This is a genomic window from Acinetobacter sp. T63 (genome assembly GCF_053852345.1).
Window position 1 is genome coordinate 89104 of record NZ_JBSQDF010000002.1, and the last position, 14973, is coordinate 104076.

Genomic DNA, 14973 nt, shown 5'->3' on the forward strand with positions numbered 1-14973 from the left:
TTCACTCTTGCTCTGCATTGATTAAAGTTGAAGTCTCGATCATACCAAGCTGCTTCTTAGAACATTTCTCCATGACTTTTTGTCTCGTTTCATCGTTACGTATGTCAAAAAATTGAAGTAGTAATGGTGTAGTGAGTTCCTTACGTGTATTAAAAATTTCTAATGCCATTTTTGAATCGATATATTTTTCCATATCGCAAATAAGCTGAATCTGCGGAATATATTGGACATTTGCACGTACTGCCCTATCTGTTTTCAAAAGTTCTAAAATACGATGCCAGAGTTTTACATAAATTTTTTTAAAATTATTCTGCTTACTCTTGTTGTTGCCTGGCCTAATTTTTTCTAGTTGTTTCAGCTTAGCTTTGATGTATTCCAAGTCTTTTGTTTTGGTTGATAAGGGTAGAACAAATTGATAAAAAAATACGAGAGTATTTTTTATCGTTTGATCAAAACTCATGACACAATTAGCTCAAAATATTAATACAAATAGTTATAACACTTTTTCTATTTTTTATTTCACAAATCAAAATAAATTTAGTAAGTATTTGTAATAAAATATCTTTTTAAATTTTATTCTTCCATTTTCTTATAGTTTTTAGTTATTCGCGGCTAATTGCCTTAATAGATTGACCTTGTTGATGAAGTATTTGGATTGTCACTGCTTGCTCCAAAGTTAACATGTTGAGCAGTCCAAAAAGACCACTATATTAACCAAGGGGGTCAATTTTCAAATGCTGTTGGGGGTCATTTTTACATTGCCGCTAACAACCCTTGTCCCGTGGCGGCCGATCATCGACCGCCAACTCGGCCGCGAGGTTATGGGCATCGTGCAGGGCGGGTCGGTGTCGTGGCAGTTAGGGCGGCAGAGGGGGCTGGAACGCTGAGTGCGCCCATGCCGCATTGCGAAGCAAAAGATAATCGGATAAAATGTAGCAATTCATATTCGTAAGCGTGGAGTAATCAGATGGGAAATTCCAAGTCATCAGACAAGTAAGCCGCAACAACCAGTATTGTTGTTGCGGCGCTCTGTAAGGCTAGTCTCATCTGATTGCTGACGAGCAGACGTCGCCCGGTATTCCTTAATCGAGGGTTGATTCGTCATGACCACCACACGCCCCGCGTGGGCCTATACGCTGCCGGCAGCACTGCTGCTGATGGCTCCTTTCGACATCCTCGCTTCACTGGCGATGGATATTTATCTCCCTGTCGTTCCAGCGATGCCCGGCATCCTGAACACGACGCCCGCTATGATCCAACTCACGTTGAGCCTCTATATGGTGATGCTCGGCGTGGGCCAGGTGATTTTTGGTCCGCTCTCAGACAGAATCGGGCGACGGCCAATTCTACTTGCGGGCGCAACGGCTTTCGTCATTGCGTCTCTGGGAGCAGCTTGGTCTTCAACTGCACCGGCCTTTGTCGCTTTCCGTCTACTTCAAGCAGTGGGCGCGTCGGCCATGCTGGTGGCGACGTTCGCGACGGTTCGCGACGTTTATGCCAACCGTCCTGAGGGTGTCGTCATCTACGGCCTTTTCAGTTCGATGCTGGCGTTCGTGCCTGCGCTCGGCCCTATCGCCGGAGTATTGATCGGCGAGTTCTTGGGATGGCAGGCGATATTCATTACTTTGGCTATACTGGCGATGCTCGCACTCCTAAATGCGGGTTTCAGGTGGCACGAAACCCGCCCTCTGGATCAAGTCAAGACGCGCCGATCTGTCTTGCCGATCTTCGCGAGTCCGGCTTTTTGGGTTTACACTGTCGGCTTTAGCGCCGGTATGGGCACCTACTTCGTCTTCTTCTCGACGGCTCCCCGTGTGCTCATAGGCCAAGCGGAATATTCCGAGATCGGATTCAGCTTTGCCTTCGCCACTGTCGCGCTTGTAATGATCGTGACAACCCGTTTCGCGAAGTCCTTTGTCGCCAGATGGGGCATCGCAGGATGCGTGGCGCGTGGGATGGCGTTGCTTGTTTGCGGAGCGGTCCTGTTGGGGATCGGCGAACTTTACGGCTCGCCGTCATTCCTCACCTTCATCCTACCGATGTGGGTTGTCGCGGTCGGTATTGTCTTCACGGTGTCCGTTACCGCGAACGGCGCTTTGGCAGAGTTCGACGACATCGCGGGATCAGCGGTCGCGTTCTACTTCTGCGTTCAAAGCCTGATAGTCAGCATTGTCGGGACATTGGCGGTGGCACTTTTAAACGGTGACACAGCGTGGCCCGTGATCTGTTACGCCACGGCGATGGCGGTACTGGTTTCGTTGGGGCTGGTGCTCCTTCGGCTCCGTGGGGCTGCCACCGAGAAGTCGCCAGTCGTCTAACCGACGACTGGTAGCAGGCCCGCTCCGATGCGGCGCACTAACCATCGAAACCTCGTGAATGTCGGTATCCTGTCTGGCAGGATACCGCTCATTTCCCTTGTTCAGTTCATCGCCGTCGCCGAGCATCTGAATTTTCGGCATGCGGCCAAGGCACTTGGTATCAGCCAGTCGAGCGTCAGCGCGCGTGTGAAAGCGCTGGAGGATAACCTTGGTGTCCTGCTATTTGAGCGCCATGCGCGGGGCGTTCGGCTAACAGACGCAGGCAGGCACTTCATGGAGCGTGTCACGGCGGGTGTCGATCAACTCGATCACGCAGTGAAGACCGCAGGCATGACAGCTCAAGGAGAATACGGCCGGCTTCGCATCGGCATCCATGCCTTAATCCCACGCAGCTTTCTCACGGAGCTGATCCGTCATTATCGGGAAGAACATACGGGCATTGAGGTTGAGATCACCGAAGGCACAGCCCGCGATGCGGTGATGCAGCTTCGTGCTGACCAGCTCGACGTGGTGTTCGTCGCGGGCAAGCCCGAGATGCCCGACTGCCATACCCGACCGATCTGGACCGAACCGCTGGTGGCCGTGCTATCGGATGGGCATCGCCTCGCCGGGCAGTCCGCAATCACTTGGTCCGATCTGGTCGGCGAGACTTTCATTGTTCGCTATGGTGGCACCGGCCCGCAGGTCCATGACCATATCGTGCTGCGCCTTGCCGGGCGTTGGCCCGCACCGTCGATCCGGCGCTTTGATGTGGGGCGCGACACGCTGCTATCTATGGTCGGACAAGGCTTCGGCATCACTATCGTCGGCGAGGCAACGTCATTGTTGCCGACGACCGGCATCGTCTTCCTGCCCTTCCTCGATGAACCGGAGCCGGTTGCCTTTACAGCCGTCTGGTCGCCGTTCAATCGCAACTCCGCACTGAAAAATCTACTCAACCTCGCAGGCAAAATGAAGCGTGACGGCGATTCGCCCAATCGTTTCCTGGATGGCACTCGACCGGCACGATAACGGCACAGGCGATCCATCCTATTTGCCGCCGATAGTATCCGGCAGCCCTCCGGCATCCTCTTTCCTGTTGCCCGTCCCGATTTTGCCTACTCTCTGATCGGCTCCGTCTCTTTTGCCGACTGGAGCCTGCATTGCGCGGAGGCCGAATCCTTTGGGGTCAGATCGCCGTAGTCATCACCATCGTTCTGGTGATGACGTGGGCGGCGACGCAATGGGTTGCCTTTCGCCTCGGCTTCCAGCCCCAGCTTGGAGCGCCATGGTTCGATCTGGCGGGCCTGCCGGTCTATTATCCGCCGGCCTTCTTCTGGTGGTGGTTTTCCTTCGACGCCTACGCGCCCGCTATCTTCGTCGAGGGCGGCATCATCGCGGTATCGGGCGGCTTCATCGCCATCGCCGCCGCCATCCTCATGTCGATTCGTCAAGATCGCCGTCATGAACGGCAGCCGCCAGGTGGACCAGGTAGTGAACGGCGAATGGCTGACCATGAAGGTGTTGCCCGAGGCGGGGCTACCGAAAGGCATTCACCAGTTGAGCGATGCGAAGGACGCAAGCAAAAACGTCCACCCGCACAAGCACGTCGGCCAGGTGCTGCACGACGATGGGCGCAACGTCTACCAGTTCAGCGAAGGCGGGATCGTGAAACACAGCCGGGGCATCTTTGAGAAGCCGCCGGTTGTCGGCAAGAACTACGAAATCGCCTACAGCCGGGGCCAGGGCAAGGTCATCGGCGAGGTGTCCCAGGAACAGGCGGCCAAGGCCGAGCAGAAACGCTCGCGCTCGATCTAGGAGGCGTATGAACATCGAGGCGTACCCGCACGATTTTCGCGGCTCGCTCGCCGTGGTTTCTGCGACCGGCGTGGCCGGTTGCAGGACCTGGACGCTGCGCAGCGTCGAAACCGGGAAGCACTACGAGCTTGCGCCGGCTTCGATTGAAGGCTGGCCTCTCCCTGCGAAGCGTGAGGACAGTCGGCCCAACAGCATCATCGTCAACTACGACGGCAACGACGTGATCGCGCTTGAGCTGGCGACCGGCGAGTTGTACCGCACCCGAGCACCTGCAACGACCTTACGACTACGGAGGTAGCAGCAGAAAAAGCCGGGCATTGCCCGGCTTTCTTTGTGAGTCGTCCTGAACGCCTCCCTGATCGAGGTCGAGGGGGCATCGCCTTAGAAAAGTTCGTCCAGCAGGAGATGAAATTGCAGCTTGCGCCTATCCGGATCGGCAATGCCATATTGCGCAACAAGCCTCTCCTGAAGCGAAGGTTCGAACTCCTCAAGACAGTTCCATAACACGGCAAGGTCTTGGTATCGATCAGCAATACCAGCCCGCCCAACGTCGATGCAGCCGACTACCTTACCTTCGACGATAAGTAGATTATCGAGTGAAAAATCGCCGTGCGTCACGACTGGGTCCGGCGCGAGCGGTAGGAGGCGATGCATCGCCTCCCAAACCTGTTCGGCCGTCCACCCTTCGCGCTCCTTATCGAAGTCATCGACATCAACAACCCCCGCCTCGATACGCTCCCGCGCTCGGGCAAGCCTGCATGCGTGGTCACTGTTGAAGGAGCATTCGCTCACTGGGATCGCATGCAGTCGGCGCATGAACGCCGCCAATGCGTCAACAACAACGAGACGGGCTCCGAAATCCGATTTCAGCACTTGATATGCCGTTTTTCCATGTATTGCTGTTGTCAGGAGCCATGCCTGATTGGGCGTGCGAACGAAGCTTACAACGGAGGGCACAGAAATGTGCCCCGCCAGCCAACGCAATCTCACCATTTCATCAGTCACGTCGTCGGCAAAAGCATCTTTGCCGTGCTTCAGAAACAAGTCGGAGCCGCCTGACTTGCTATGCAGCCGATAGACCGCGCAGCCGGACTGACCAACCTTATCACGCGCCCATTTGTATCCCATCACGTGAGCCGCCATGCTCTCGGGCACGGCAGCGGCTGCGCAGGGCTCTTCTCGATCAATATCGTTCACTCATCCAATCTCACTGACGGTTAGGCGTGCCTGGTACCGCACGTTCTATTAAGTCGTACAGAAGACCTGGCATATGCGTTGTCGGTTCCAACGACGGATCGTCGGCTCGGAGGTCGAGATAGATGGAGGCAGATGCTTTGATGGCATCCCTGACAGACAACGCATCGTGCAGCGCAATGGTGGTGGCTAGTCTGCGCTCTTCATCCAGTCGAAGGGTTTCCAATCGCCTCACTCCGCGCTGGTCCTTTCCAGCGCGACGGTAGAGCAAAGGTCCTAACACTTGCTCACGGAAGAAACCGAGCATGCCGATCGCTTCGTAAAGCTCGCCACGGGCGAGCTTGGTGGCCGCATAGTGTAGCCAGATCCAGGCACGTTGTCAACGGCAATTTAAAACTGACCCCTTTTACCTTAAAACAGCAAAGTAAAATTGACCCCTTTGATGATTTATTAAGACTCAATTTGTGGTTGAATTCCTACTCTCTTTTTATCTTTTAGACGATAACTTTCCCCAGATATTTGTACAACATGACAATGATGTAATAAACGATCCAACATTGCTGCTGTCAAAGTAACATCATCTGCGAATGATTTAGACCACTGGCTAAATGGTAAATTACTGGTCAAAATCGTACTGCCTTTTTCATAGCGCTTGGCAATAACATTAAAAAATAAATTTGCTTCTTCACGACCAAATGGTAAATATCCTATTTCATCGATAATCAATAACTTTGGAGCAAGTACAACACGTTGCATGTAGTTTTTTAATTTACCTTGTTGATAAGCTAGGCTAAGTTGCAACATTAAATCAGCTGCAGTAATAAACTTAGTCTTAATATTATTCATAATTGCCTTATAGCCTAAAGCCATTGATAGATGTGTTTTCCCAACACCACTTGCACCAATAAATACAACATTTTCAGCTCTTGGAATAAAGCTTAAATTAAATAGTTCAAGCAACTGAACCGTACCGGGTTTGTCGGAGACCAACTTTCTTGAGAGAATGTTCCAATGACAAAACCAAAATATACCCCTGAAATCAGAGAAAGAGCGGTTCAATTATTGATTGAATCCGAAAAAGATTATCCATCGAATTGGGCTGCGATCACAGCAATTGCGCCTAAGATTGGTTGTACTCCTGAAACACTTCGTGTTTGGTATCAAAAATATTTAGATAAACAAAATCCAGTTAAAGTACAGCAGCTTTCAGACCAAGAACGTATCAAACAACTCGAACGCGAAAATAAAGAACTGCAACGCGCCAATGAGATTCTACGTAAAGCAGCCGCTTTTTTCGCCCAGGCGGAGCTCGACCGCCCACACAAATAATGGTGGATTTTATCCATAACAATAAAGATCGATATGGTGTTGATGCGATTTGTAGGATTTTACCGATCGCAGCTTCAACCTATTACCGAACTTTAGATCTCGCTGACAATCCAGAACATCGAGCGAAACGAGATCTACATGATGAGCATCATGCTGAACAAATTCAACGAATTTGGAAAGAAAGTTCAGGTCGATATGGTGTGCGTAAGGTCTGGCAACAATTGAAACGTGAAGGTTATGTTATCGCACGTTGTACAGTTGCTCGATTGATGCAGAAGCTAGCTATACAAGGTGTTTGGCGTGGTAAGAATAAACAAACCACCCGTAGCCGAGATGATCAAAAAAGAGCAGATGATTTAGTGAAACGTAATTTTAATGCTGATCATCCTGACCAACTGTGGGTGAGTGACTTTACGTATATTCAAACTCATTCAGGCTGGGTCTATACCGCCTTTATTATTGATGTGTTCTCACGAGCAATTGTTGGATGGAAAGTATCTACACGGATGAATACAGATATGGTGCTCGATGCACTTGAGCAAGCATTGCATGATCGAGGCATGCCAAAGAATGTGATTCATCATTCCGATAGAGGTGTTCAATATCTTTCTATTCGCTATACCAATCGTTTAGAAGCTGCAAATTTACGAGCATCAGTCGGTACGACTGGTGATTCATACGATAATGCTTTGGCTGAAACGGTGAATGGCTTATACAAAACAGAGGTGATTGAATATTTAAAAGCAGATTGGCAAGGTTTAGCAGATGTACAACTTGCGACACTAAACTGGGTAGATTGGTTCAATAAAAAGCGTGTACACAGTGCACTGGGTTATGTATCGCCTTTTGAGTTTGAAGCAATGTACTATGATAAGATTAACCCGTTAGGTCAGGTGGCCTAACTTAAATAAAAAAGTCTCCGACAAACCCGGTACGGTTCACAACTGCGACTTTGGAGCACCTAAAGCATAATTAAAATCATAAGCCTCCAACGTTTTGATTTGAGTAAGACCTGAAAGTTGTAAAAGAATCTGTTGACTACGTTGCTGCTTGGCTGTGTATTCATGTAATAGCATAGCTTCAACGAAATCTGCATAACTGCCATCCTTTGCTAAGGTTTGTTGTGCATGATGTGACCATTGTGATGCCACTGTTTGTAGACCAAGCTGACGGCAAAGCTGTTCAATACGCTCATACTGTAAATTCATTAAGAAACCTCCAGTAATTCATCATAGATTGATAAGGGGTGTTGAACACTCTCATGAGGTATGAGTGATGATGGGCTAACATCATCAATTACAGATTTTTTAGAACCATCATTAAATAAAGGTAATGAAGAAAAATATTGTTGTTCTTCAAGCAAACGAGTACTTGGTTTTTCTTTAGTTGTTGCATGAATGCGTTGATTTGCTGTTTCACTAAGCCATCGACCAATATAGGCATTTGCCATATCAACATCTAAGCTAAGGTCAACCACCTTTAAACTTGCTTTTAATGGCACGATAAAACTTGATTTCAAATAACTATTAAAGCGTTCTACTTTACCTTTTGTTTGCGCACGATATGGCTTACAAACACGTGGTCGGAAGTTATATTTCTTAGCACAATCAAGTAATTTAGCATTCCAGCGATGTTGACCATCTTGATAAGCATCACGCTCAATGATAATGGCCTTAGCATTATCAAATAATACATCTTTAGGAACACCACCAAAGAACTGAAAAGCACTTTCTAAGCCATCAATCCATGCATCAGAACGTTCATGATCATAAAACTTAACAAAGGTTGCTCTAGAGTATCCCAAAGTTGCAACAAATGCTTTTAATGTGGTGTGATGACGTCGAATTGTTGTGAAATCAACCTGCATTTGTTGACCTGGTTGAGTCTCAAATCGCTTAATCGGCTCTGGTTGTTTAGTTGGCTTTAATGTATTGAGATAATTTTGTAGTGTTCTAATTTTCCCCGTGTAGCCTTTTTGCAAGATTTCTTGATACAACACTGCAGCCGGTATCCATTCTGGATCGGCGGCATTTACACGTTTGATTAAATACGGTTTATAAGGCTCAAGAATACTCACTTTAGATTGTGTTCGTTGATATTTAGGTGTTACTTGAGATCGTAAATATTTACGCACAGTATTTCTAGAAATACCGAGTTCGCGGCTAATTGCCTTAATAGATTGACCTTGTTGATGAAGTATTTGGATTGTCACTGCTTGCTCCAAAGTTAACATGTTGAGCAGTCCAAAAAGACCACTATATTAACCAAGGGGGTCAATTTTCAAATGCTGTTGGGGGGTCATTTTTACATTGCCGCTAACATCACCACCTGAGCCATGACAGTATCCATTCCTGCTCGCATATCCATGGGCTGGGTAGAGAGCCAAATTTCATTGATACGGATCATGTTGCCAGTGCCTTGAGTAATTCTGCCAAGGCAGGTATTTCTGATGTCTGCCATTTTAGCTGAATATCATTATTCGTATGAGGCACGGTGATACACAACGTGATCCTCTCATTAATAGGTTGGCTGATTGCAGCAGTGTAAGGCAAAGCAATAAATGCTGGATTCACATGAGTAGGATCCTGCACGGCACCATCATGATGGCTGAAGATCCTGATCCAACGACTGACAAGGTTGGCATTAATACTATGTTGCAGTGCGACCGAAGCGATCGAGGTATTAGGATTTTTGCAGGCATTGACAATACTGAGTTTGAATTCTTTGCTGTATGTTCTGCGTTTTTTAGCAACAGGAGGTGTTGCTGAATATATATCCATGTTCATGGGTTAAGTCCCCACTTGTTTTTAGGTGGGAACTAAATTAAGGCTTATAGGATCGCTTGGTAAGGCTGTGTTAGCTGGATGCTTACTTTCTTTTACCTTAATAACGTATTTGTTTAACGGCAGCATACCTTTTGAAACACCACCAAATTATTTATGTTCCACCAGCATATATACTTCCCTATCGAAAAATCTGATAAGAATTGATTATTTTGATACAAAACCTGAAAACTGGGAGTGCTTATATGGACATATATAATATTTCCGGATAAATATAAAACTACTCCACAAGAAGAAAGGCAGAATTTAATCTCAGTCCGAAGTAACAGTACTCTCAAAGACCAAATGTAAAGAAGCATACTTAAGAAAATAAATTTCAATAATGCATGAGGATGTAATTAGTTTCAGGGTGCTAAGAAAGTGTAGCAACTTGCTACACTTTTTCGCTTTTTTGAATCAGCTGTTTTAAAAAATCTTCTAGTTGTAATAGACTGGCTTCGTCAATTTCCGAGATATTCAGAGAAACCTTAAGCTGTTTTTGATTCAGTTTAATATTCCCCGCAATCTTACCCGCATATTCAATTTTTCTGACCACTGATGTCGTAGTCAGTTTTTCTGGATCCTGACTCAATAATTTTTCAGCATAGGCAGTAACTTTGCTTTGCTCAAGTTTTTTGTCTTTTACTTTTTCCCAAGCCCCGATTAAAGCCGTTTCGGCCTCAGAAAGTTGTTCCAGATGATCCGATAGAAATTTTTTGAATGCAGTTGCAGCAGTACGACCTAGCAGGCCTGGTTCCAGATCAAGGTCATTTAAAATTGCTTGAGGCAGCTTTTCGTACGCTAAATACTTGTACATATCTTCGCGATTTAAACCCAGTGAATTGGCTAAACGTTGCTTGTTTTTCTTTAATTTCTCATCGAGAGAGTTCAGGCCAATAAAAATTTCATAATCTGTCAGATCCTGACGCTTTAAATTTTCTGCCAAGGTTAACAAAGATGCTTCTACATTATTTGCATCAATGATAATGGCTTCAATCACAGACTTACCGAGTAACTGATGCGCCCGTAATCGTCGCTCGCCTGCAATCAGTTCATATTTCAGATTATCCAGTTTACGCACTGTAATGGGCTGCAAGAGGCCGATTTCATTAATAGAATCCGCCAGTTCCTTTAACTGTGACTCTTCAAAGACTTTACGCGGCTGGTTTGGACTGCGGCTGATATCCTCAATAGGGACATTACGTCTAAATTCTTTTAGCTCTTTAATATTGTCTTTCTGTGCTTGCTGATGTTTTTCTGTATTCTGTTTCAGTTTCTGAGCTAAAAGCTCTTTGGTGCTTGCCATAATGCTCTCAGGTTTATACTTTCGCTACAATTTCATTGGCAAGGCTTTCAAAAGCCTTACGTACTTTTGAATTTTTTTCTACTTTCAAAAGTGATTGTTGCAGAATCGCTGCTTGATTGACTTTAGTACTTTGAGGAATGGTGGTTTCTAAAATTTTGCCTACCTGTTTTAAGGCTTCATCCCGAATCAGTTTACAAACATTCTGACGTTCATCATGCTTAATCAGTAAAGCGCCTAAAAGCTCTAAATCTGGATTAATACGTTTGATCTTTTCAAGATGGTTTAAAAGATCTGTTACCCCATACAGTCCATATTGTGATCCGGATTCGATAGGGATAATGACATGGGTTGAAGATGCCAGCGCATTGCTGGTTAATAATTTAAGACTAGGTGGACAATCAATCAATATGAAGTCATAAAGATCCTTTAACAGTTCTAGCTTGATATTTAACTCTTCAGAAGGACGGGGAGCTTCTTCTTTTAGTTGGTCTTCTGTTTTTCCTAAATTCAAGGAACCATAAATTAATGATACTTTTTCAAAGTTCGTTTCTTCTTGTAATGCATCTGCCAACAACGAAATATCGCCCACCAGTAATTCTGCTGTAGTCACAACAATTTCGCTTGGATGTTGGATCCCAATATGTAAACTTGCGTTTGCTTGAGGATCTAAATCAATGACTAAAACTTTGTTGCCCAGATTGGCAAGTTCTGAGGCGAGGTGCACAACAGTCGTTGTTTTGCCACATCCGCCTTTATGGTTAGCAACAGTAATAATTTTTGCAGACATGCGTGTCAGATGATTCCGTATTTGAATGTCTAGTAATATAAATAACTTTCACTTATCTTACTATAGTTTTTAAATTTATAAACCTATTTGTTCAGCTGTAAAACAGCTTAAAAAATAAATCTTTAAATAGGCTAGCTTAATTAATAATTAGAATAATTAGTTATTTAGCTAATTAATAATTAAGAGCATATTTTTATTATATAAAACAAATACCTATGTTTTTAAAAGTGGAAGGTCTGTCACCGTAAAGTGGAAGGTTTGTCACCGTAAGGTGGAAGGTCTGTCACTCTAAGGTGGAAGGTCTGTCACCGTAAAGTGGAAGGTCTGTCACTGTAAAGTGGAAGGTTTGTCACTATGGTGGAAGGTTTGTCACTGTTATTTATTAAACTGCTATTTTCATAATAAAATATTTAAAAAAAACAATAATTTAGGCTGTTAATAAAGTCCCGTAAATAAGCTTTAAAGGTGGAAAGGTTGTCACTGTATATTTTTAACCTGTGGATAATCTGTTTTTATTGGATATTTCCTGAGGATTATATGTACAGTTATACCTTTCAAATCTAACTGAAAGGTGGAAACCTTGTCACATCAGGGTTTCTATCTGACTTAACCTACCTGAATGTGGATGAAAACAAGTAAAAATAGGCATTCTGAACTGTAATTTAGGAGCTAAAGGTGGAAGGTCTGTCACTATAGGGTGGAGATATTATATTTAATTCCACTTTAAAGGCAAAAAACCGGCTAAAACGCTTTTTTTGATGATAAACCTTCCACTTTTAGAATCTTGTGGTGAAAGTCTTGAAAGTTTTTCCACTTTTGTATATAAAAACTAAGTCAAATTATAAATATCACGGTTATGACAGAATCTGAACCATTGCAAAAAGAATCGAATTATATTCCTTACTGTATAGGCAACATTCGCCATAATGGTGTTGTCAGTACCAGTAACCGTTTAATTCGCCCAATCGAGTTATCAGCCAATGAATACAAAGCGCTTCTATATGCAATGGCAGTTGCGAATTATAGTGAGAAAAATAGGGTAAATGGTGAAATCACCGAACAAACCTATATTTATTTGTATAAGGATGATCTGGCAGATTTACTAGGATTGAATAAACGTAATTCAATTAATGTTGCAATAGACCGCATCTATAAAGAACTTTCATCCCGGGTGGCTCATTTTATTATTGAGGAGCCTGCTGATGATGGTAAGAGAAAAACTAAAAAAGTACATTCTGTCGTTCCCATTATCCGTGAGTTAAGATGGGAAGATGACTCTAAAAATGCGATTCAGATTCGTTTTACCAATGAGGTATTGCCGTATTTCACTCAACTGGCGGGGGGGAATTTTACCACCTATCAGCTAAAACATCTTTTTGCCTTGAATTCTGTTGCCAGTATGAGTCTTTATACGTATTTCATTAAAAACGAATTCAAGTACGCCAATCAAAAGAGTTATGAAGTGCCATTACTTTTGGAAAACTTGAAAGCACTGATTGATATTAATGAAACCAAATATGATCGCTGGGTAGATTTTAGACGCTATGTATTAGACAAAATAGTGGCAGAAATTAATGAAAATACAGACCTACAATTAGAATATGAAACCGTTAAGAAAGGCCGTCCAATTGTGGGTGTGAATTTTAAACTGCATCATCGGATTGCTGATAAAGCACCGGATGAAATTGCAGTAATTGAAAAAATCTATCTTGATGTTCCATTTGAAGACAATGCATTCGTAAAAGAATTGGGGGCGAAATTCGATACGAATATACGTTCTTGGTATATTTTTAATAATCATGAAAATTATCAGCAATTCAAGAAGTGGTTTAAAAAAGTAGGATGTCTCACTGACTCTCAAGCAAATATCGTTATTAATGACACTTTATTCCAAATGGATTTTGCTGAAATTGGTATGGGTCTGAATGACTTTAAACGAAATATGAAGCATAAACTTAAAAATAATCCGGAATTCGTTCAAAGTATTCGTGAAAGACTGAATGATATTTTTGGGAAAGAGCTTATTTAGGAGAAAGTGTAGCAACTTGCTACACTTTTTTAGATTGAACCGTACCGGGTTTGTCGGAGACTTTTTTATTTAAGTTAGGCCACCTGACCTAACGGGTTAATCTTATCATAGTACATTGCTTCAAACTCAAAAGGTGATACATAACCCAGTGCACTGTGTACACGCTCTTTATTGAACCAATCTACCCAGTTTAGTGTCGCAAGTTGTACATCCGCTAAACCTTGCCAATCCGCTTTTAAATATTCAATCACCTCTGTTTTGTATAAGCCATTCACCGTTTCAGCCAAAGCATTATCGTATGAATCACCGGTCGTACCGACTGATGCTCGTAAATTTGCTGCTTCTAAACGATTGGTATAACGAATGGAAAGATATTGCACGCCTCTGTCACTATGATGAATCACGTTCTTTGGCATGCCTCGATCATGCAATGCTTGCTCCAGTGCATCGAGCACCATATCTGTATTCATACGTGTTGATACTTTCCATCCAACAATTGCTCGCGAGAACACATCAATAATAAAGGCGGTATAGACCCAGCCTGAATGAGTTTGAATATACGTGAAGTCAGCGACCTGAGAAGCATTGCTTCGCAAGGGTCAGGATGATCTGCATTAAAATTGCGTTTTACTAAGTCATCTGCTCGTTTTTGGTCATCTCGGCTACGGGTGGTTTGTTTATTCTTACCACGCCAAACACCTTGTATACCTAGCTTTTGCATCAATCGAGCAACTGTACAACGTGCAATCACATAGCCTTCACGTTTCAGTTGTTGCCAGACCTTACGCACACCGTATCGACCTGAACTTTCTTTCCAAATTCGCTTAATCTCCTCAGCATGCTGCAAGTCATGTAAATCTCGTTTCGCTCGATGTTCTGGATTTACTGTGAGATCTAAAGTCCGGTAATAGGTTGAAGTAGCGATCGGTAAAATCCTACAAATCGCCTCAACACCATATCGATCTTTATTGTTAAGGATAAAATCCACCATTATTTGTGTGGGCGGTCGAGCTCCGCCTGGGCGAAAAAAGCGGCTGCTTTACGTAGAATTTCATTGGCACGTTTTAATTCTTTAATTTCACGTTCCATTTGCTTCATTTTTTCTTGGTCAGATACCTGTTGTACTTTGGCGGGATTTTGTTGATCTAAGTATTTTTGATACCAAACACGTAGTGTTTCAGGAGTACAGCCAATTTTAGGAGCAATTGCGGAAACTTCTGCCCAATTCGATGGATAATCTTTTTCAGATTCAATTAGTAATTGAACCGCTCTTTCTCTAATTTCGGGGGTATAGTTTGGTTTTTTCATCGGAATAGTCTCTCAGAATATTGACTCTCCGACAAACCCGGTACGGTTCAACCTGCAATGAATAGCTTATCTAATATTTGTTA

At 44.3% G+C, this 14973-nt stretch carries 12 protein-coding genes, 6 pseudogenes and 2 other annotated features; of the genes and pseudogenes, 8 read left to right on the plus strand and 10 right to left on the minus strand.

Annotated features, from left to right (window positions below):
- Position 1 precedes the first annotated feature (1 nt).
- Positions 2-460 carry a hypothetical protein gene (locus ACVLR6_RS14865; protein ID WP_206863010.1) on the minus strand — a complete coding sequence of 153 codons (459 nt, stop codon included), beginning with the start codon at positions 458-460 and terminating at the stop codon, positions 2-4.
- A 310-nt stretch (positions 461-770) separates the two neighbouring features.
- Here ACVLR6_RS14865 and ACVLR6_RS14870 point away from each other — a divergent pair.
- From ACVLR6_RS14870 to ACVLR6_RS14895, 6 genes and pseudogenes are all read left to right on the plus strand, one after another.
- Positions 771-887: pseudogene (locus ACVLR6_RS14870) on the plus strand (DUF3363 domain-containing protein); the annotation flags it as partial.
- Positions 888-1103: 216 nt separating this feature from the next.
- Positions 1104-2318: a chloramphenicol/florfenicol efflux MFS transporter FloR gene (gene floR / locus ACVLR6_RS14875; RefSeq protein ID WP_000214122.1), complete on the plus strand. Its 1215-nt coding sequence runs from the start codon at positions 1104-1106 to the stop codon at positions 2316-2318.
- Positions 2319-2372: 54 nt separating this feature from the next.
- On the plus strand, positions 2373-3329 hold the full coding sequence (locus tag ACVLR6_RS14880; RefSeq protein ID WP_023434863.1) for a LysR family transcriptional regulator: 957 nt from the start codon (positions 2373-2375) through the stop codon (positions 3327-3329).
- A 131-nt stretch (positions 3330-3460) separates the two neighbouring features.
- A pseudogene (locus ACVLR6_RS14885) lies at positions 3461-3757 on the plus strand (hypothetical protein); the annotation flags it as partial.
- Between the two features lie 4 nt (positions 3758-3761).
- Positions 3762-4115, plus strand: a complete 354-nt coding sequence (locus tag ACVLR6_RS14890) for a KfrB domain-containing protein (protein ID WP_407098398.1) — start codon at positions 3762-3764, stop codon at positions 4113-4115.
- A gap of 7 nt (positions 4116-4122) precedes the next feature.
- Positions 4123-4413 (plus strand): protein TraA, encoded by a 291-nt coding sequence (locus ACVLR6_RS14895; protein ID WP_011205811.1) that lies wholly within the window; start codon positions 4123-4125, stop codon positions 4411-4413.
- An 83-nt stretch (positions 4414-4496) separates the two neighbouring features.
- On the opposite strand, the gene ACVLR6_RS14900 is transcribed toward ACVLR6_RS14895, so the two are convergent.
- From ACVLR6_RS14900 to istB (ACVLR6_RS14910), 3 genes and pseudogenes are all read right to left on the minus strand, one after another.
- Positions 4497-5312 carry an aminoglycoside O-phosphotransferase APH(3')-Ib gene (locus tag ACVLR6_RS14900; protein WP_011205810.1) on the minus strand — a complete coding sequence of 272 codons (816 nt, stop codon included), beginning with the start codon at positions 5310-5312 and terminating at the stop codon, positions 4497-4499.
- Between the two features lie 10 nt (positions 5313-5322).
- Positions 5323-5685 (minus strand): annotated as a pseudogene (locus ACVLR6_RS14905) (hypothetical protein); the annotation flags it as partial.
- A 74-nt stretch (positions 5686-5759) separates the two neighbouring features.
- Positions 5760-6272, minus strand: a pseudogene (gene istB, locus ACVLR6_RS14910) (IS21-like element ISEc57 family helper ATPase IstB); the annotation flags it as partial.
- A gap of 48 nt (positions 6273-6320) precedes the next feature.
- Here istB (ACVLR6_RS14910) and ACVLR6_RS14915 point away from each other — a divergent pair.
- A protein-coding gene (locus ACVLR6_RS14915) for an IS3 family transposase (protein WP_455995099.1) occupies positions 6321-7540 on the plus strand; the annotation gives its coding sequence in 2 pieces (ribosomal slippage) (positions 6321-6597 and positions 6597-7540; 1221 coding nt in all).
- Positions 6596-6712, plus strand: a sequence feature (AL1L pseudoknot). Its footprint overlaps the gene before it by 117 nt.
- 39 nt (positions 7541-7579) lie before the next feature.
- On the opposite strand, the pseudogene istB (ACVLR6_RS14920) reads toward ACVLR6_RS14915, so the two are convergent.
- The 5 genes and pseudogenes from istB (ACVLR6_RS14920) to ACVLR6_RS14940 all read right to left on the minus strand — a co-directional run.
- Positions 7580-7846 (minus strand): annotated as a pseudogene (gene istB / locus ACVLR6_RS14920) (IS21-like element ISEc57 family helper ATPase IstB); the annotation flags it as partial.
- On the minus strand, positions 7846-8871 hold the full coding sequence (gene istA / locus ACVLR6_RS14925; protein ID WP_102025745.1) for an IS21-like element ISEc57 family transposase: 1026 nt from the start codon (positions 8869-8871) through the stop codon (positions 7846-7848). The pseudogene istB (ACVLR6_RS14920) and the gene istA, both read right to left, overlap by 1 nt.
- 169 nt (positions 8872-9040) lie before the next feature.
- A complete protein-coding gene (locus tag ACVLR6_RS14930; RefSeq protein WP_340811042.1) occupies positions 9041-9424 on the minus strand; it encodes a transposase in 384 nt (127 codons plus the stop codon).
- Between the two features lie 430 nt (positions 9425-9854).
- Positions 9855-10766 carry a ParB/RepB/Spo0J family partition protein gene (locus tag ACVLR6_RS14935; RefSeq protein WP_151711071.1) on the minus strand — a complete coding sequence of 304 codons (912 nt, stop codon included), beginning with the start codon at positions 10764-10766 and terminating at the stop codon, positions 9855-9857.
- A gap of 13 nt (positions 10767-10779) precedes the next feature.
- Positions 10780-11553 (minus strand): ParA family protein, encoded by a 774-nt coding sequence (locus tag ACVLR6_RS14940; RefSeq protein ID WP_001274705.1) that lies wholly within the window; start codon positions 11551-11553, stop codon positions 10780-10782.
- Between the two features lie 856 nt (positions 11554-12409).
- Between ACVLR6_RS14940 and ACVLR6_RS14945 the strand changes: the two genes are divergently transcribed.
- Complete coding sequence (locus ACVLR6_RS14945; protein ID WP_199980836.1) at positions 12410-13582, plus strand: replication initiation protein; 1173 nt, start codon at positions 12410-12412, stop codon at positions 13580-13582.
- Between the two features lie 74 nt (positions 13583-13656).
- On the opposite strand, the pseudogene ACVLR6_RS14950 reads toward ACVLR6_RS14945, so the two are convergent.
- Positions 13657-14890, minus strand: a pseudogene (locus tag ACVLR6_RS14950) (IS3 family transposase).
- Positions 14499-14615, minus strand: a sequence feature (AL1L pseudoknot). (Overlaps the previous pseudogene by 117 nt.)
- Positions 14891-14973 lie beyond the last annotated feature (83 nt).

Bases quoted from the DNA above. Each gene is read 5' to 3' on its own strand.
- ACVLR6_RS14890 (WP_407098398.1), top strand. From the start codon at position 3,762: ATGAACGGCAGCCGCCAGGTGGACCAGGTAGTGAACGGCGAATGGCTG.
- ACVLR6_RS14865 (WP_206863010.1), bottom strand. From the start codon at position 460: ATGAGTTTTGATCAAACGATAAAAAATACTCTCGTATTTTTTTATCAA.
- ACVLR6_RS14930 (WP_340811042.1), bottom strand. From the start codon at position 9,424: ATGAACATGGATATATATTCAGCAACACCTCCTGTTGCTAAAAAACGC.
- ACVLR6_RS14935 (WP_151711071.1), bottom strand. From the start codon at position 10,766: ATGGCAAGCACCAAAGAGCTTTTAGCTCAGAAACTGAAACAGAATACA.
- istA (WP_102025745.1), bottom strand. From the start codon at position 8,871: ATGTTAACTTTGGAGCAAGCAGTGACAATCCAAATACTTCATCAACAA.
- floR (WP_000214122.1), top strand. From the start codon at position 1,104: ATGACCACCACACGCCCCGCGTGGGCCTATACGCTGCCGGCAGCACTG.
- ACVLR6_RS14940 (WP_001274705.1), bottom strand. From the start codon at position 11,553: ATGTCTGCAAAAATTATTACTGTTGCTAACCATAAAGGCGGATGTGGC.
- ACVLR6_RS14945 (WP_199980836.1), top strand. From the start codon at position 12,410: ATGACAGAATCTGAACCATTGCAAAAAGAATCGAATTATATTCCTTAC.
- ACVLR6_RS14895 (WP_011205811.1), top strand. From the start codon at position 4,123: ATGAACATCGAGGCGTACCCGCACGATTTTCGCGGCTCGCTCGCCGTG.